At 47.2% G+C, this 17,930-nt stretch carries 13 protein-coding genes; 6 read left to right on the top strand and 7 right to left on the bottom strand.

The window, feature by feature from the left end; translation table 11 throughout:
* Positions 1 to 146: 146 nt before the first annotated feature.
* The 6 genes from ACX9GV_RS08625 to ACX9GV_RS08600 all read right to left on the bottom strand — a co-directional run bounded on the left by ACX9GV_RS08625 (position 147) and on the right by ACX9GV_RS08600 (position 7,602).
* Positions 147 to 1,766 (bottom strand): phosphoethanolamine transferase, encoded by a 1,620-nt coding sequence (locus ACX9GV_RS08625; protein ID WP_473197744.1) that lies wholly within the window; start codon positions 1,764 to 1,766, stop codon positions 147 to 149.
* Between the two features lie 572 nt (positions 1,767 to 2,338).
* On the bottom strand, positions 2,339 to 2,794 hold the full coding sequence (locus tag ACX9GV_RS08620; RefSeq protein ID WP_473197743.1) for a GNAT family N-acetyltransferase: 456 nt from the start codon (positions 2,792 to 2,794) through the stop codon (positions 2,339 to 2,341).
* A 190-nt stretch (positions 2,795 to 2,984) separates the two neighbouring features.
* Positions 2,985 to 3,338, bottom strand: coding sequence for a VOC family protein (locus ACX9GV_RS08615; RefSeq protein WP_473197742.1), 354 nt, complete (start codon positions 3,336 to 3,338; stop codon positions 2,985 to 2,987).
* A 152-nt stretch (positions 3,339 to 3,490) separates the two neighbouring features.
* Entirely contained in the window at positions 3,491 to 4,267 is a 777-nt protein-coding gene (locus ACX9GV_RS08610) for an SDR family NAD(P)-dependent oxidoreductase (RefSeq protein WP_473197741.1), read from the bottom strand.
* Positions 4,268 to 4,529: 262 nt separating this feature from the next.
* The gene (locus tag ACX9GV_RS08605) at positions 4,530 to 5,375 is read right to left on the bottom strand and encodes a hypothetical protein (protein ID WP_473197740.1); all 846 of its coding nucleotides are present in this window, start codon (positions 5,373 to 5,375) and stop codon (positions 4,530 to 4,532) included.
* Positions 5,376 to 5,574: 199 nt separating this feature from the next.
* Positions 5,575 to 7,602 carry a heparinase II/III domain-containing protein gene (locus ACX9GV_RS08600; protein WP_473197739.1) on the bottom strand — a complete coding sequence of 676 codons (2,028 nt, stop codon included), beginning with the start codon at positions 7,600 to 7,602 and terminating at the stop codon, positions 5,575 to 5,577.
* A 298-nt stretch (positions 7,603 to 7,900) separates the two neighbouring features.
* Between ACX9GV_RS08600 and ACX9GV_RS08595 the strand changes: the two genes are divergently transcribed.
* The 5 genes from ACX9GV_RS08595 to ACX9GV_RS08575 all read left to right on the top strand — a co-directional run bounded on the left by ACX9GV_RS08595 (position 7,901) and on the right by ACX9GV_RS08575 (position 14,835).
* Positions 7,901 to 9,673 (top strand): sodium:solute symporter family transporter, encoded by a 1,773-nt coding sequence (locus ACX9GV_RS08595; RefSeq protein ID WP_473197738.1) that lies wholly within the window; start codon positions 7,901 to 7,903, stop codon positions 9,671 to 9,673.
* A 98-nt stretch (positions 9,674 to 9,771) separates the two neighbouring features.
* Positions 9,772 to 10,302 carry a YgjV family protein gene (locus ACX9GV_RS08590; RefSeq protein WP_023491853.1) on the top strand — a complete coding sequence of 177 codons (531 nt, stop codon included), beginning with the start codon at positions 9,772 to 9,774 and terminating at the stop codon, positions 10,300 to 10,302.
* Between the two features lie 57 nt (positions 10,303 to 10,359).
* Positions 10,360 to 12,228, top strand: coding sequence for a DUF294 nucleotidyltransferase-like domain-containing protein (locus ACX9GV_RS08585; RefSeq protein ID WP_473197737.1), 1,869 nt, complete (start codon positions 10,360 to 10,362; stop codon positions 12,226 to 12,228).
* Positions 12,229 to 12,234: 6 nt separating this feature from the next.
* The gene (locus tag ACX9GV_RS08580; protein ID WP_473197736.1) at positions 12,235 to 12,975 is read left to right on the top strand and encodes a 3'-5' exonuclease; all 741 of its coding nucleotides are present in this window, start codon (positions 12,235 to 12,237) and stop codon (positions 12,973 to 12,975) included.
* Positions 12,976 to 13,332: 357 nt separating this feature from the next.
* Positions 13,333 to 14,835, top strand: a complete 1,503-nt coding sequence (locus ACX9GV_RS08575) for a Na+/H+ antiporter NhaC family protein (protein WP_023491849.1) — start codon at positions 13,333 to 13,335, stop codon at positions 14,833 to 14,835.
* On the opposite strand, the gene ACX9GV_RS08570 is transcribed toward ACX9GV_RS08575, so the two are convergent.
* Positions 14,800 to 15,768: an acyltransferase family protein gene (locus ACX9GV_RS08570; RefSeq protein ID WP_473197735.1), complete on the bottom strand. Its 969-nt coding sequence runs from the start codon at positions 15,766 to 15,768 to the stop codon at positions 14,800 to 14,802. The genes ACX9GV_RS08575 and ACX9GV_RS08570 overlap by 36 nt on opposite strands.
* A 632-nt stretch (positions 15,769 to 16,400) precedes the next feature.
* On the opposite strand from ACX9GV_RS08570, the gene ACX9GV_RS08565 reads away from it, so the two are divergent.
* Positions 16,401 to 17,918: an amino acid permease gene (locus tag ACX9GV_RS08565; RefSeq protein ID WP_473197734.1), complete on the top strand. Its 1,518-nt coding sequence runs from the start codon at positions 16,401 to 16,403 to the stop codon at positions 17,916 to 17,918.
* Positions 17,919 to 17,930 lie beyond the last annotated feature (12 nt).

Here is a 17,930-nt window from a genome sequence, read left to right as displayed (position 1 = left end):
TTGCGAAAGAAGCGCAAGGCGGCTGTATTTCACTGCTTAACTCGCGCACTGAAAATCGTAATATGTAACGTATAGGGGTTCTACACTGGAACCCCTGATTTTTCCGTCACCTCTGTGCCAAGCTTTATGCCATTGTCAACGGACCATTAGCCTCGACATTCGCGGAACAAATCGCTGTCCGGATTATAGACGCTGGTGCTGATGTCCCAAAGCCCCAGAACGGACGAGAACAGATTGTCGTGAGAGTACGGTTTTTTCGCCGCATGATCCTGCAGGCAAGACATATTGATGTGTTTCTCAGCAATAAATCCCGGTGACATCCAGACCTGCATCGGGATATGCGTCTGCTGATCCGGTGCCAGTTTGTATGGCGTGCCATGGAGATACAGCCCGCGTTCGCCCAAAGACTCACCGTGATCGGAAACATACAGCAGCACGGTGTTGTACTGACCGCTGTATGTTTTTAGTTTTTCTATCATCTGCGCTAGGACATAGTCGCTGTGACGAACAGTGTTGTCGTAGGTGTTAACCAGTTGTTCCTGAGTACAGTTTTCTATATCGCTGCGTGCACATTCTGGCATAAATTGCCGATGCTCAGCCGGGTAACGCTGGTAATAGGTCGGGCCATGGCTGCCAATCATATGGAAGGCGACCAGCTTGTCTCCTGCCATTTTAGCGATTTCCGTATCAAGGTTTTCAAGCATCACATCGTCATAGCAGGTTTTTCCATCACACAGTTTTGCGTTATCACTAGGCTTAATTTCGATAGTCGGAATGCGGTTACACACGCCTTTACAACCGCCATCGTTATCTTTCCACAACAGCGAGACACCGGTTTTCTGCACAATATCGAGGAAGTTTTCACTGTTGGATGCTTTTTTACCATCGTACTCGGTGCGGTTCATATTCGAGAACATGCACGGCACGGAAACTGCTGTCGCAGTACCACAGGAATGCATGTCTTTAAACGAAATAACGCCGCCAGATTTGCTGGTAAAGGTGTTGGTATCATGCGCATAACCGTTCATCGAAAAATTCTGGCTACGTGCAGTTTCGCCAATCACCAGGAACATCAGCGTGGGCTTTTCGTTACTGGCGACGCGTTTAGCATCATCCCCCAGCGTCTGGAAGGGCACTTCAGTCTTAAAGTACCTATCCTTAACATACTGGAAAGTGCTGTAAGTGTAATTCGCCGGGATAATCTCTTTATTCAACGTCGAGTTATTGCGCCCGACGGAGGCATAATCCTGGTAATAGAGTGCGGCAACACCGGCAACTAAAGTCAACGATGCCATCATTGACAGAGAACGGTAGGCAATGCCTTTGTACCATTTTGACGGATATTCAATTTTTATCAAAAACAGCAGGATAGCTGGAACAATGCCGGTTAATAGAATCCATAAAATAAGTGAGCCATTCAGGTAGGAATGGGCTTCTTGAGGGTTTGTTTCAATGATGTTTTCGATCATTGTCTGATCAAACATCACTTTATATTTGAGTGTGGAGTAACTAACTATGGAACCTGTGACGAGCAACAAGGCGAAGAATGGTTTTAACAGATAACGAATCGAGAAGGGCATAAACACGAAGTTGAGTGCCGCTACCAACACGAACGGAATCGAGATCATGAAACCAATCTTAACGTGTTCGAGATGGGTCAAAATATCGTAAAAATGCAATAACACGGGCCAGTTAAGTAAGAATGCAAAAACGACTGCCAACAGTAAAACCAGTGGTACAACTTTCATCCTGAAAAGTACGGGCATTGCGAACTCCATAAATAAATCCATTCCAATCTATACATAAGGTGCTTCATCAAATTCGCAAACAGGTTGCCAGACAGAGCATTTCCTAACGCAAATTAGCACGCCAATCGGTCATCCAAGCGCCATTGCGTTGTCGCATGAACATAACCAAGACCATATGACCTCAGATTTCGCTTATCGTTCCCTTTGTCAAGGCTCATTAGAAATGTCTGCCTAATAGCAATGTACATAGTGACGTTGCGAGAGGATTTGCTAGTCTGGGGGGGCAATCTGCGCTAGATAGCTAGATTCCACGTACCGTTACATTGGTGCGTATAATGTATATTATGTTAAATAGAATATCAGGCTACTTAGTACATAACTGCCCTGTGAACCCTGCCAGTCATACACTTCCCTCACCATACGCTTCGGGCTTACCATCCCCAAGGTTTATGGCTTTTTTGGATCAGAGACATTATACAAGGCCCTGTGGGAGCGAAGCTGCGATTTGACGACATTGGCTTTAACGGTTTTGGATGATGGATGTAATTTTTATAAGCCTGTGTCAACAAAGTTTTTGTTCGTCGTCTGAGTCAGTCCTCGTTGAGTGACTGTAAATTTTTAATGAATTTTGTCTGACCATCTTTCTGTTTATTGTTTTCCACCCACCCAAGGTGACGATAAAAACCGTTTGCACGTACATCAGTATCGCTGTCTGTCTCCAGCCATGCTTGCGAACATCCCATATCAACTAACCATCGCTCGGCTTCAGCCATCAAGCGTCGGCCAATACCAAGACCTTCAAACGATGGCTCGACAAATAGTGCGAAAATTGTAGCTTCACTGGCATCAGCCATAGCGAATGCGACAATTTTTCCGTCATGTTCTGCAACCCACCCCTGACCGTCACCAGAGAGCATCCCGGGAAGAGATTCTGGCGTAATGCCGTACGCAGCTAATTCGGTCATTGTCATTTTGTTTTCATTAACACAAATACGAATACGAAACATATCAGCCACATCGAACGATGTGGCTACTCTGATCCTCATTGTTTATTCCTTATTGGCCGAGTGGAAGCGAAGCTGCAAAATGCGACATCACGTCAAGTATCAACGCCCAAGATCTCATGTAATTGGCCATTGCCATCTGGGCTAATGCATCACCCTCCTCATGCCAGCAGCCGAGATAACGATCAACGCCGTTCCCTTAAGACATAGAACCCCCTTAAAAAGCCAGAATCTACATTTCTTGGACGAACATCACGGTGTTTCCGGCTGGATCGCAGACTTGCGCAAGCTTTATGAATCCTAGGTTCTGTGTTTCGCTAGCGGTAACACCAGCGTCTTGACAAACGGCCCTTTGTGCTTCGATATCGCGGACACCGCAAACTACAAATGATTTACCTGCAAGGCCTGGGTCAGGAGCAACCGAAACTTGAATCCAGGCATTTTCTGCCAGTTGCCATTCGGCGATTCCCTCATCAGGTGTAACATCTGGCTTGCGCCCAAGCCATTTGGCATACCATTCAACGGCTCCGTCGAAATCATTCACGTGAAGAACGGAGACTATGTTCGTAAAGTTGTTATTCGACACTTCCTTATTCTCCTTATCAAATTAAAATATCCGTTTTTTGTACTTGTAGGCTCAAAATATTAATAGTATGAATCCCCCGCCATTCCCCACATCTACTGGCTGCCATCGCGACAGCCAGTTGCATTAACTTAACGCACCGTTTGCTAAAGCCCTTAAGGCATTATTTGCCCGCCATTAATATCAAGGATTTGGCCGGTGATGTAGCTACTGCAGGTGTGGGAAGCAAAGAACAGGAATGCAGGAGCCACTTCATCACTGTGCCCAAAGCGTTTCATTGGGATATTTTCTGCGATGCGCGCTCTAAACTCATCGCTCTTATCAGCGTGAAAAGCAGTATCGATCACACCTGGGGAAATAATATTGAAGCGAATCCCGTCCTGAGTGAATTCTTTGACCCAGCTACGGTTAATATTGTGCAACCAAGCCTTGGAAGCGGCATAGAGTGATGTACCCATTCCCCCGCCCTCATGAGCGACAATCGAACCCGTACTGATCACCGAGGCCGTCTGTCCATGGGTTTTTACGCTATGGCGCAAATGCGGGATGGCATATTTGGTCATCATTAAAGCTGAGCGACCATTAAGGTCCATCACATGATCAAAAAATGCATCGTCGATCTCTTCCAAACGCTGACGACCACCTAAACCACCGGTGTTGTTGATCAGCACATCCATGCCGCCGAAATGGTTGACGAAGGCCTCAACCAAACGCGCACACTCAGAGGATTGAGTCAAATCAGCTTGGAAATAGGCGACGTTAGCACCCAATGTCTTGAATTCTGCCAGCAGACTAGCACCTTCTTTAGCATCACGCGCCCCACAGATCCCCACTGATGCGCCTTGCGCAGCAAAGGCTTTAGCTGCCGCCAACCCGATACCCGCACTGGATCCGGTGATCAAGACGCGTCGTCCTTGTAAATCAGTAAACATGTGCACCTCAAAATATAAGTGAATATTCAGTTAGCCAACCCGACACAATCAATTTTTGGCTACTCAGATAATATCCCCCGAAAACATCTGTTGCTCCAAATGGTTTTGTTATCATTGCAAGAATTTAATTAGGCAGGTTAACACCAACCAGCCTGTGATTGGGTTTCGGTAATCTCCAACACCAGTGATTTTGTGACACCGTCACGACACCCCCAAGTCAAGAACAGTGCATTGGGTTGCCATTCGACACCAATTGTTATGTTTACTTCAATCCACTCACTGGTACCCATCCTTCCGTCACATCATGCGTCACCGGATGGGTATAGCGAACCAAGAGATAGCCAGCAAAAACTGGTTCGTTCAATACCTGCACTTTATCACCATCGACAATAAATGACTTTTCTTCACCGAGGCAAATCGGGTCAGGCGCATCGTAGAAATAGAGCCGCTGCTGATTATTGGCGACCTCTCGTGTTATAAACTCCACAATAGAGGTGGAACCCACGCCAGACTCCTGCCGAACATCATCACATCGTTGTTGTTTTGTTTCCAAAACTTCCTGCGGTAGCCATCCTTCAGTCATTTTCTGCGTTGCTGGATGTATATAGCGAGTCCATACAAAACCATTATTCTGCCCCCAGGATAACGCCAGCACCTTATCTCGATTAACCAGAAATGCTTTCACGGCACAGTTTTTGTTGGGGGCCCAATAAAAGGGTTGACGATTTTCAGCAATCTTCACATATCGTTCGCTGGAATCGCCAGCCACCTCGAAAGCATTAGGATAAAATCCCGCAGTGGGATCATCGCCCATATTTTGAATGGCCTGATAACATTGTTCATCAGCAGCGCGGCATGATTGATATTCCTGAGCTGCTGTTTTATCAATCTTCAATTTTACTGGGTGGCCCTCATCGAGACTCTCATCCAATAATTCACCTGTTTTTGGATCGTAAATTACCCATCCATAATGGCCTGCATTGGGTGATGAATCGGTTTTCCGTTGATGTTCATTAATGATTTGAATAAATTCGAGCCCTTTGCGGTCATCATGGTGTTCAATCAGGAACCCCAGATCTTCTGGACGTGGATGTTCACTGGCAACCATAGCCTAGTTAGAACTTGCTAAGAGTTTTCTGAGAGGAATAGCACAATTCCGAATGGGTTGGGCTACCGGATTATCGCTCAATGTAACATTGGTTATTTCAGCTCCAGAAACTGGATAAGCAGTTAATACGATAAGAAACGAAAAAGTTAAAACGGCTAATTTTCTACTATAAACGGCCATACGCACCCTTCTATTCCCCTTAACACCAACCAGCATGTGATTGGGTTTCGGTAATCTCCAACACCAGTGATTTTGTGACACCGTCACGCATCCAAGTCAAGCTCAGTGTATTGTGTTGCCATTCTACATTAACTTCCTCTATCGGCCGATCCACTGACAAGTCATGTAGCATCAACGTCCGCCCCTGAATTGCGCGGCTACGTAACAGCAGGCAGGAAAGATCCTGGGTTGCCGGGTTATCCGGTGCGCGCCCGCTCAGGAGCTCACCCTCACCGAAGATCCACTGGCTGAATGGTGCGGCGGCATTCACGTTGTAGTGTAACCTTTCACTCGGTGTAGACTTGGCGGATAACGGTAACCCCATGCAGTGATGCATGCGTGCTAATGCTCCGGTGGTGATCGGGTTATCTAATGGTTGCCAAATAGCTTCTGGCCGCGCTAACTCCCCACGGACCAGCCAAACCAGATCCATCTGGCGCTGATGCGGGTTGTGAACCAGATCGATTTCCACTGCCGCTTGATCCAGCCACAGCAGAATGCGCCGGAAGGTGACATCCTGATAGGCCTGTTGATCCCACTGAACTCGGGTATAGCTATCAAGCCCCGGATAAGGTTGACTCCAATCCACTTTCACATCCAGCAAATTAAAGCCATCACCCCCCTGCCGTGATAGCAATTTCGGGATAGTGGGTGGCTGATTACTTTGGTCGATCACCAATGTATTATGCGTAGACGAGTTTTTGTAATAACCATAATGCAGTTCAGCACCATAGCCAGTAGTGCCAAGGTCAGGCAACAGATCAACACCCGCCCGCATCAGTGAGATCGATAAACGATCATAGTGATCATGTTCACCGCCATAGGGGCTGTGCTTCACCAATAACTGGTGCCCATGTTGCAGGTCACGGTATAAGGTCAACCCCGCCACAGGGGCATGCAGTTCGGCCGCTAGCGGTTGATCATCAGCGGCGGGCAATGGTTCACAGCCATAAAGTAATGCATCAAGATCATTTCGTGGTTTACGGCGATAGATGGTCTGCAGTGCCTGCGCATAAGCCGGTTGCCGATACTTGCGGTAAGCAAACTCATACAGATGATTATGCGTTAACCACTCCTGCCCGGCGATGCAATCATTGATGCGCGGAAAACGGCCGCTGCTGTCCAGTAACCTCAAGGGGAAAGCGAGCATCTTGGCAAGATTCGGTTCCGCAGCCAGCGAGTAAGGGGTATCACAAGCCCACTTTTCGAACTGCAAAAATGCCTGCAACGCGTAGTAGTGATAATGGATCGACCCTTCGAACCAGAGGCCTTCAGCCAGGACTCCGCGCTGTAACTGCCCTTTCAAGCCATACTTCCCTGCTAGCGCAAACTCAAGATAACGCGGATCCTGTAAAATAAACCCGATAATACCGATGGTTGCCCCGATCTTAACCTCATGGTTATGCAGTTGTTCGCCACGGTGCGCCATTAAAAACTCAGCCCCTTCACGGAGTAAACGCTGTTCAATGGTTTGCTGTTCTTCCGTAGACAGTGCGGTACGAATGTAGTCATAACCCTGAGCGAAATCCAGATGGCAGTTGGCTTCACACAGTGTTTGTGCGTTCGCTTTCCCAGGCCCATTGTAAGGAATCCCCCCGTGCTCCTGATAGTCAGGGTATTGTTCCGCGTATCCCAGCAACAACTCACGTACTTTTTGTAAGTAAATAACGTTATCGGTCAGCAACCACAGTAACGCCAATTCATGGCACGCTTTGGCATTCAAGCCATTCAGACCGCGCCACCACCCACCATCATAGGGTTCCCCGGTAAATAACGCCCCATCCACCGGGCAGCGATGTATTTCTGACGAGTCCCAACGCCAATCAAGACGTACACCGTGATCAGGACAAAAATAGTAGAGATTCCATGTGGCTTTAGAATGGTTGGGCACCAATACGCTGTGTGTCAGAACCTGTTGATTATCAGCCTTGAGACGCTCCACCACTTGCGCTGCAAACTGATGACTGCGTAAAGCGCACACCTGCTGTAACCGTTCATGATGTTGCATACCACCCTCTCCGCTAACCCTATTGCCTACAAGGCTTTATGTTTTCAAAAGGATAGAGTCAGCACAGTGAGAAATAAACCTAATTAAACCCATGTTTCATAAATTTGGGACTACCCCCTCAATAACGGAAAAAATCAGTCATTCTCACCTAAATTTTGTGATCTAGATCGATAAGAAATTGAAACAATGTTCCTAAAAGATGTAAAGTGTGCAAATATTTTTAAAACATCGGTTCATTTTATCTTTTTCTGTGGCCCGAGAATGGAATACTTTTAATTAAATAGGGGCGTTAGACGCTATGAATATTGATATCTTGGTCCTTGGAGGCTACTTCTTGCTGATGATTTTCATCAGTCTCGCCTTCAAAAAAATGGCGAGTAACTCCGCCAGTGACTACTTCCGGGGCGGTGGTCGGATGTTGTGGTGGATGGTCGGTGCTACCGCCTTTATGACGCAATTTTCCGCGTGGACCTTTACCGGCGCTGCGGGCAAAGCGTTTACTGATGGTTTCGCAGTCACCTTTGTCTTTCTCGGCAATATCTTTGCCTATATTGTCTCTTACTGGTGGTTCAGCCAACGTTTCCGCCAAATGCGCGTGGATACCCCTACCGAAGCGATTGATCGTCGTTTCGGCAAAGGGAATGAACAATTCTTTACCTGGGCCATCATTCCGCTGAGTATCCTCAACGGCGGTGTCTGGCTGAACGGGTTGGCTATTTTTGTCGGTGCGGTATTTGGCTACGATATGGATACCACCATCTGGGTTACCGGCATCTCAGTACTGTTGATTTCGATGCTTAGTGGCGCATGGGGCGTGGTCGCCAGTGACTTTGTGCAAACACTGGTTGTGGCGGTAGTTTCTGTTGCCTGTGCGGTGGTTGCGCTGGTTGTTGTCGGTGGGCCAACTGAAATTATTGAGAAATTCCCAACCAACTTTGTGATGGGGCCAGATATGAACTACGGCCTGTTGTTGGTTGGTTCTTTCCTATTCTTCTTGGTCAAGCAACTGCAAAGCATCAATAACATGCAGGACTCTTACCGCTTCTTGAATGCCAAAGATTCTAATAACGCCAGAAAAGCAGCGCTATTAGCGATGGCCCTGATGATTTTTGGTTCGATAATTTGGTTTATTCCACCTTGGTCGATGGCGGTCCTGGTCCCTGATGCGGCAGCAGCACACGCTGAATTGGGCAATAAAGCAAGCGATGCGGTGTATCTGGTGTTTGCAGAACGTTATATGCCTCTGGGTGTCGTCGGTCTGCTGGTTGCCGGGCTGTTTGCAGCGACCATGTCTTCCATGGACTCTGCCTTGTGCCGTAATGCGGGTATTTTTGTCCGCAGCTTCTGGGCGCCTATTGTTTGCCGTAACAAACCAATGAGTGAAGCGAAAACCTTGCGCATTAGTCAGTTGGTGACGTTGATCAATGGCATATTAGTCATCTTGGTTGCTCAATTGTTTGCTCAACTTAAAGGGCTGAGCCTGTTTGAACTGATGATGCGTGTTGCCACCCTGCTCCAGTCGCCAATTTTAGTCCCGTTGTTTTTTGGCATGTTTATTCGTAAAACGCCTAAATGGGCTGCATGGGGTACCGTGTGCTTCGGGATGTTTGTCTCGTGGCTGGTGATGAATGTCTTTACTGCACAATGGTTGGCTGACCAGTTTGGTGTCACTCTGACCAAGCGTGAAATCTCTGAACTCACCACCACTATCACTGTTGCTGCTCATTTATTCCTCACAGGTGGTTTTTTCTGGGCGACAACCCTATTTTATAAGCCTGAGAGTTTCACTGCGGCAGAAAGTCAGCGCATTCAGGATTTCTTTAAAGATATAGAAACACCGGTCATCGCTGATGATGAACAAGATACCTTTGACCGTATGCAGCGTAACAAGTTGGGGCATATCACCCTGATGATGGGCGCGGGTTTAATGTTGATGGTGTTGCTGCCTAACCCGCTGTGGGGACGTGTGCTGTACGCCGCCTGTGCGGGCTCCATCTTGCTGATTGGTTATCTATTAAAGCGCAGTGCGGGTGCAGAAGATCGCCGTAAAGCGGCACTGAATTCTCATTAATAAGATGGATACTCTACAAGGCGGCTTGGTGAGCGCCTCGATAGACCTAAGGCGCCGGATGGCGCCTTTGTTGCCAATTACACACAGGGAAACTGATAATGTCTTTTGATACACATTGGCTGGCACAACTCCTTGGGCTATTAGCCTGTGCTATCGGTATTACCGCCTTTTTACAACGGCAAGATAGCAAACTGCGGTTGCATCTTACCCTTAACGGCGCCCTACTGGCGGTTCATTTCCTGATGCTGGGCGCAACCGTCGCCGCCATCAATTGTTTGTTATGTGCCGTGCGCACCTGGATCTCAGGTTATTACCGCACCACACTGGTGATGCTGCTATTCATTGTCTTGGCTTGGGGACTGGTGATCCCACAGATCAATCATCCGATCCAATGGCTCACCGTGATTGGTACCACCCTGAGCACTTATGCACTATTTCGCTTGGATGGGCTGGCGCTGCGCCTGTGCATGCTGGCCAGTACCATCTGTTGGGTGACACATAATATTTGGGCCGGTTCCATTGGTGGCATTTTGCTGGAAGGCTCATTCCTGGTCATCAACAGCTACACTATTTTGAAAATGTACCGCACTCAGCGGAGCACACCATCACTGGTTAAAGAAAACCCCTAGTCGAGCAGCATTCAGGTTGTCATCACAGCCTGAAACCACATCCAACAGGTTGCTAACATGTCTCAGACCCTACTGCCCAATATCATTGATTTTATCGCACGTATCGATCCATTCGATCAGTTGCCAGCCCAATTACAACAGGGAATCGCCCAAACCGTGCGTATCAGTTATCTTGGGCAAGGAGAGAGCTTGCCCTTTGATATTGATGCGCAGGAGCGTTATCTCTACATTGTGCGTACTGGTGCGTTAGAGCAGCGTATGTCCAACGGCGTGTTGCGTGCAAAGCTCGGGCCTGATGACTTGTTTGGTTTTACCTTTCTTGCCAGTACGCCGGGCAACCCTGCTGATTGTTACAACGTCACGGCGATTGATGACACTTTGCTGTACCAAATCCCGCATAGTAAGCTCAAGCAGTTACTGCATGAACACCCGCAATATGCCAACCTGTTCGCGGCCCAAGCGCGAGAGCGTTTGCAATCCGCGCTGAATGTGGTTTGGTCGGATAACGACAAAGGGCTCTTCATGCGCCGTGTCAGTGAGATCCATAGCGGCAAGATTGCAGTGGTGGATGAAAATATGTCCATCCAGCAAGTCGCACGGGAAATGCGTCTGAATTGCCGCTCTTCCACGGCGGTCGTGATGGCCGCAGGAGAGCTGGTTGGCCTAATCACCGATCGTGACATGACCAAACGGGTGATTGCCGAAGGGTTCGATATTACACGCCCTATCCGTGAAGTGATGACCCCGAACCCAGTGACCATTCATCCTGATGATTTGGTACTGAAAGCAGCTTCGTTAATGATGCAGCATAATATTCGCGGGTTGCCAATAGTTCGAGACCATCAGGTACTGGGTTTGTTGACTACTTCGCATCTGGTGCATAACCACCGCGTACAAGCCATCTTCCTGATTGAAAAAATTAAATATTGCGAAAGTATTGAAGCCCTCAGCGCACTCACTGTGGAACGCCAGGCTATTTTTGAAGCCTTAGTAGAAGGAAATGTGCCAGGCGAGAACATTGGCCAAGTGATGGCACTGATCATGGATGCGTATTGTCATCGGTTGTTGCAGATGGGGGAAACGTTATACGGGCCTCCACCCTGTGATTATGTCTGGCTGACGGCGGGTTCGCAGGCGCGGAACGAAGTCCATATGTTCTCGGACCAAGACAATGCCATCATTATGGCGGATGAGGCCACGGAGCAAGATCGCCACTATTTTTTGCAACTGGCAAAATTAGTTGTAGAGGGATTAGACAGTTGTGGCTACCCACTCTGTTCGGGCAATTATATGGCCTCGGTGCATAAATGGTGTCAGCCGCTGCGTATCTGGCAAGCCTACTATCATAAATGGGTGACCAATCCCGAATACGATAAGTTATTGAATGCCAGTGTGTTTCTTGAATTACGTGCGCTACATGGTAACAAGGAGCTCTGTAATCAATTGCAACAGCATCTGTATAGCCTAATTGCTCAGCACCCGGTGTTCTTGCGTGCGCTGACTCGTGATTCCATTGCTACCCAACCACCATTGGGGATCTTCAAAAATCTGGTGTTGGAAAAAAATGGGCACGATACGCCGGTACTGAATATCAAGCGTTATGCCTTAACGTTGATTATCGATCTGGCGCGCATTTACGGCATGGCTGCCGGTTGTACCCAAACTGGCACTGAAGAGCGCTTTCTCTACGCCCAACAGCATCAGGTTCTATCAGAGGAGAGTTATAAGAATATTATCGGCGCTTATCGTTTTGTGCTGCGTATCCGTTATTTGCATCAACTTAATGCGTTAAAGCAAGGTTTGCAGCCGAATAACCTGATCCGTCCGGATCAATTTGGCAGCTTTGAACGTAAACACTTAAAGGATGCGTTCCGTATTATTGGGGATCTGCAAGACTTCGCTAAATTACGTTTTATTAAGGAGTAACTGATCATGCTGGCCGTTTTTCGCTACTTTGCGCCGTTGTCGAAACTGGAGCGTGCCCGTGCCCATTATCTGGCGCAACATCCGGTGCTCCCCAAGGTACTCAAAGATCTGTTGCTCTCACCCCTACCTAGTGCCAGTTGCTCACTGGCACAACTGCCCATCCTGGCACTCGATTTTGAAACCACCGGGCTAGATCCTTATCTTCATCATATTCTGAGTATCGGGACGGTAGCACTCAACGACGGCGGGATCGCCCTCAGCAGTGCCGATCATAGCTACGTTAATGATCCTCGGTCGATCAATGCCGAGACCGCCGTGATTAACCAACTACTGCCTGAGCTGTTAGCTACCGGTCAACCTCTCGACCTTTTAATGGAAGCCCTGTTGGCCAACATGGCTGGGCAGGTCATGCTGGCACACGGTAGCATGGTCGAGCGGCGTTTTATTGAGGCCTATATTGCCAGCCGGTTTGGTTTACCGCCACCACCGCTACTTTGGTTAGACACGCTGCAGATGGAAAAACGTCGTTATCGTCACCAACGGGAACTCAGCGGTGACTATCGTTTATCCGTATTACGTCAAAAAGCTGGATTACCGGATTATCCCGCGCACGATGCACTGCTCGATGCCGTCGCCACCGCCGAACTGCTACTGTTTTACAGTACCAAATTGGTGACCTCACGCCCTGTCACCTTGGCCGATTTGCTGCAACTTCAGGGGAATAAAACAACTTTTTCAGGGGCATAATATCGGGTTGTGATAGCCGTGTTTATAAATCAATGTTCATAAATTCTATGTCGATAAATTCAATGTTTATAAATTCGGTATAGCCTACCTAACGCAACTGAGTGATAGTCTCTGGAAAGCATTTTCCGTGTCTGCATTCCCTATTCCCAGCCGTTTAATCACTGTGTTCACTGTTGCTGGTTATGCCGCCAAACCGCGCTATAGCAGTAAACTTGGGCTGTCGCTAATTATTAAAATAATCATCGCGATATAGTACAGCGAGCTATACTTATCGCAGTAACTAACTGCCACAGCTATCGCAGTTTCTTGACGTGAAATTCAGGCATTCCTCTCGTTTTAACCGTCTGTGGAGTACATATGAGCATTAAGACTAAAGCCCCTCGCCCGATCAAAGCGCCCAGTTACCTGGATGCCATCCTGCCCATTGTCACACTGATTGTGTTGGTGGGTGCTTCTGTGGCTTTGTTTGGTCTTGACGCGGTTAACGGCCCGCTACAGGTGGCGATCATTCTCAGCTCCATGATTGCCTCAATGATTATCTTGAAGAATGGTCATTCGTGGGAGGAACTTGCTGAATCTGGACGTAAAGGAATATCAACAGTTTCAGGGACCATTTTTATTCTCTTTTCTGTCGGTGCACTGATTGGTACTTGGAATATGTCTGGCACTATTCCCACCATGGTGTATTACGGCATTATCATGATTAGCCCCAACTGGTTTTACCCCATCGCTTTTCTGGTTTGTGTCGGCGTCTCTATAAGTATCGGTAGTTCCTGGACCACTGCAGGAACATTAGGGGTAGGCTTGGTTGGTTTAGCCACTATGCTGGGGATATCCCCTGAAATCACCGCCGGTGCCGTGGTCTCCGGCGCTTATGTAGGAGATAAAATTTCACCGTTGTCTGAAACGACGGTACTGGCAGCGCAATTAAATGGCGTCGAACTCTATAAACATATCCGTGCACAACTTTGGACCACCATTCCTGCCGCGTTTCTCGCCCTGTGTGCCTTTATTCTCTTGGGGCTGGACCCGATTGGCGCTTTTGATGCCACGGTCACCGATAATGAGCTGATGCGGTTCAGTGAACTATTTAATATCACCCCGTGGAATCTGTTGCCGCTGGTATTACTGTTGATACTCTCGGTATATAAAGTCCCTGCATCATTAGCCATCATGTCGTCTGCCTTACTGGCGGGGGTGATGACTTCTTTTATGCAGCCGCAGGTTATTGAAAGATTTATTGCCGAACCCGATACCGCTGCACCGCTATTAGCCATTAAGGCCGTTTGGGTGGCGATGGCGAATGGCTTTCAAGAAAACTCCGGAATGATGCAGATTGATGCCCTACTTTCCCGTGGTGGTATGGACAGTATGTTGCTAACCATCTGGTTGATTATTGGTGCGGTGACATTCGGCATTATGGTAGATGACTTTGGTCTGCTGAATAAACTGGTTACCCCACTGCTGTTACGTGCCAGAACGGTTGGTCGTCTATTTACATCGGTGGTTGCCACCGCAATTGGGCTTAATATTACCGCAGGTGATCAATATATTGCATTGCTTTTGCCGACTCGGTTATTCCAGGCTGAATTTGCCAAACGACGCTTAGCACCGGAAAACCTCTCACGTATCGTTTCTGATGCAGGGATAGTCACCTCCCCGCTTATTCCATGGAACTCCTGTGGGGCTTATATGGCCGCAGTGTTGGGCGTTTCCACCATGGCCTATATGCCCTTTGCCGTATTCAATATTGCTGCCCCTTTAATTACGCTGGCCTTGGGGATTACCGGCTTTAAGATCCGCTATATACCCAAAGCCACCGAGTCAAAAGGTGATAATCCTGGCAGTAAAGCGGTTTAGCAATAACAGCCTTGAAACGAGTACGGAGACAATGAAAACTATGATGAGCAATATGAATTTTAGTAAGGCACTTTGGAAATCATACAGCGTTATAATAAAGTAAAATACGCTGTAGTGCACAATGTACACGCCAACCATTGCCGGGCTGATAAACTTCACTATGGTGATTATCAGCCTGTTTTTTATGTCGATATTATCAAACAGAACAAACAGCGCTAGGCTCATGGCCAGCAGATGTAAATGCTCCAGCACAAACCAACCGGCTACACTGATTAGAGTGTGCGTTGATAAGTAGCGCTCATAAAAAAACATCGAAATGCCGATAGGAACAACCAATAATTTGGCTACCAACAACACCTTAGGCTGTTTAGTAAACCGCCGCCCAGGGGCCTCCCCCAACACATGCCCAACGATGTAATATCCACTCCAGATCCAAATAAATGAGTAACTCGATATGAATAGTGGGTCATCTGTGGTATCCAAGGGGCTGAATATATCCAACAGCGCAATAATAGCCACCAGGCCAATAAAAACCCCTGCAGTCACCTTTAAGTTATTAATCGCTTTGACAATGATTGGGTAAAGCAAATAAATGATCCCCATATTTAACAATATCCCATTCTGTAAAATATATCCCTGTTGGATATATTGTGTTTTCAGCAGGGAGAAAACCACATTCCATAATATCATTATCATTAAAATGGATTTAATCTTAAAGGCAATCTCTATTTTAGATAACTTACCCACTTCATCAAGATAACCCATGATAATAAAAAACAGTGGTTGTGCAATGATCGACACGAAATACAGCGCACTCATTGTGTCAGCTCTTAGAAAGCATTCATAAGCGCAAATCTGGCTGGTTGAAAAAAAGGTAACTGCTGAAAAGCAGCTCAGACTCTTCAATGCAGGTAGACCGAAACTTTTACTCATTATGCAATCGCCTATGGCTGAGCCTGTATATACTTTCATCGAGTCACTTGAGTCTTGACTACATCCCTCACCTATAAGTAACTCGAATGGTTTTCAGTATAGCTCACCGTGCTGTTTTTTATGAAAATAATCTTAGTATAACTAGCGAAGGCATACAATGTAAAATTATTGTGAAAAAGATGCCTATCATATTCTCTACGGTTGCCCGCTTAACTCAAAACCTTTCTTTTTGCAGTGCTACTCAGCGATTTCTATTTCACCTGAGATTAGTCTGATTTTGCTACGACATGTTGCCAATCCGACTTCGCAGTATTTCGCCATTTGAAAGTAAAAGCTTTCATTTTACTGTAACGCTCGTCAAATAGATTATCTCTGTACAACAATCAGACATAAATTTTATTATGCCCTTTTGTCGCATTGTCGGCTGATGATTATCAATTTATTAGTTTATTATACTGATTTCTTTGTTTATCTTGAAATATTAAACCAATTTTTTTGGGGTGGTGATGGTGAAAAATGTCTCTCAACAGGAAAAATCCATGATTGCAGCTATGATTTAATCGTCAGTGCATGATTAAGTTTATCCTTTAATAACAAATAACTTATGACAGGTGTCAGGAAGGAAAACGACAATGAGCTCATCAACGAATAAATTGTCCCTATGGTCGCTCACCGCATTGGTGGTGGGTTCTATGGTTGGTGCTGGGATATTTTCTTTACCGGCAACCTTTGGGCGTGCTACCGGGGGGTTTGGAGCTATCATCGCTTGGTGTATTGCCGGTGGTGGTATGTTAATGCTGGCGTTTGTTTTCCAGACATTGGCTCAGCGCAAGCCCGATCTCGATTCTGGTGTTTTTATCTATGCTAAAGCCGGGTTCGGTAATTATCTCGGTTTTATCTCTGCTCTGGGGTTCTGGGCCGGCTCCTGTATTGGTAATGTCTCCTACTTTGTATTGATCAAATCCACACTGGGTGGTTTTTTCCCGGTGTTTGGTGATGGCAATACCATCCCGGCAGTATTGGTGGCCACCGCTATTTTGTGGGGGTTTCATATTCTGATACTACGTGGCGTGAAAAATGCAGCCACCATTAATACTATCGCGACCTTCGCTAAAATTCTGCCAATCTTTATTTTTATCATTGTACTGTTCTTCGCCTTTAAAGGTGACATGTTCATGCTCAACTTCTGGGGGACGCCAGAGGTCGCCACGTCGTTGGCAGGTACCGGTGATTTATCTCACCTTAACGACTATGGCTATGTGGGCCATGCGGCAGCGGCTATCACCGCCACTGCAGAACCTGAGTCATTGTTCAGCCAGGTGCGCAGTACCATGTTAGTCACAGTGTTCGTATTCCTGGGGATTGAAGGTGCCAGCGTTTATTCCCGTTATGCGAAAGAGCGTAGCCATGTAGGTATTGCTACAGTGCTGGGCTTTGTTGGTGTGCTGTGCTTGTTAGTGCTGATCACCATGCTCTCTTATGGCGTCATGCTGCGCCCTGACCTGGCGGCACTGCGTCAACCTTCTATGGCTGGTGTGCTAGAGGCTATTGTTGGCCGCTGGGGTGCAATTTTCATCAGCGTGGGTTTGATTGTTTCTGTACTGGGGGCCTATCTCTCTTGGTCGTTGCTGGCAGCAGAAGTGCTGTTTTCCGCAGCGAAAAGCGAAAGTATGCCCAAAGTATTTGGTACGGAAAACAGTAGCGCAGTCCCTTCAGCGGCAGTCTGGTTAACCAATATCACCATTCAAGTCTTCTTGATTCTGACGCTCTTTAGCCAATATGCATTCCAACTGGCACTTGAGCTCACCAGTTCACTAACTCTGATCCCTTACCTGCTGGTTGGGGCCTATGGGTTGAAGCTGGCCTGGACCGGTGAAACCTATGAGAAGGATAAGGCTAATCTCAAGAAAGATCTGATCATCGCAGCGGTAGCCACGTTCTATGCATTCCTGATGCTGTATGCCGGTGGAATGAAATATATTCTGCTTTCTGCCGTTATCTATGGCCCGGGCACGTTGTTGTACATTATCGCCAAGCGTGAGCAACAGGCAAAAGCTTTCACGCCGGCTGAAATGGGGCTCTTTGTTATCATCATGGTCGCCGCAATTGTTGCAATTTATAGCATTGCGACAGGCGTTATTACTATCTGATAGAGGCAAGTC

This window comes from Serratia sp. 25CWL12 (assembly GCF_055790885.1).
Note: the sequence above shows the minus strand (reverse complement) of the source record. Positions and strands in the feature narration are given on the sequence as shown.

Excerpts from the sequence above, each read along its gene's own strand:
- ACX9GV_RS08625 (WP_473197744.1), bottom strand. The coding sequence starts at position 1,766 with ATGCCCGTACTTTTCAGGATGAAAGTTGTACCACTGGTTTTACTGTTG.
- ACX9GV_RS08620 (WP_473197743.1), bottom strand. The coding sequence starts at position 2,794 with ATGAGGATCAGAGTAGCCACATCGTTCGATGTGGCTGATATGTTTCGT.
- ACX9GV_RS08610 (WP_473197741.1), bottom strand. The coding sequence starts at position 4,267 with ATGTTTACTGATTTACAAGGACGACGCGTCTTGATCACCGGATCCAGT.
- ACX9GV_RS08605 (WP_473197740.1), bottom strand. The coding sequence starts at position 5,375 with ATGGTTGCCAGTGAACATCCACGTCCAGAAGATCTGGGGTTCCTGATT.
- ACX9GV_RS08600 (WP_473197739.1), bottom strand. The coding sequence starts at position 7,602 with ATGCAACATCATGAACGGTTACAGCAGGTGTGCGCTTTACGCAGTCAT.
- ACX9GV_RS08595 (WP_473197738.1), top strand. The coding sequence starts at position 7,901 with ATGAATATTGATATCTTGGTCCTTGGAGGCTACTTCTTGCTGATGATT.
- ACX9GV_RS08590 (WP_023491853.1), top strand. The coding sequence starts at position 9,772 with ATGTCTTTTGATACACATTGGCTGGCACAACTCCTTGGGCTATTAGCC.
- ACX9GV_RS08585 (WP_473197737.1), top strand. The coding sequence starts at position 10,360 with ATGTCTCAGACCCTACTGCCCAATATCATTGATTTTATCGCACGTATC.
- ACX9GV_RS08580 (WP_473197736.1), top strand. The coding sequence starts at position 12,235 with ATGCTGGCCGTTTTTCGCTACTTTGCGCCGTTGTCGAAACTGGAGCGT.
- ACX9GV_RS08575 (WP_023491849.1), top strand. The coding sequence starts at position 13,333 with ATGAGCATTAAGACTAAAGCCCCTCGCCCGATCAAAGCGCCCAGTTAC.
- ACX9GV_RS08570 (WP_473197735.1), bottom strand. The coding sequence starts at position 15,768 with ATGAGTAAAAGTTTCGGTCTACCTGCATTGAAGAGTCTGAGCTGCTTT.
- ACX9GV_RS08565 (WP_473197734.1), top strand. The coding sequence starts at position 16,401 with ATGAGCTCATCAACGAATAAATTGTCCCTATGGTCGCTCACCGCATTG.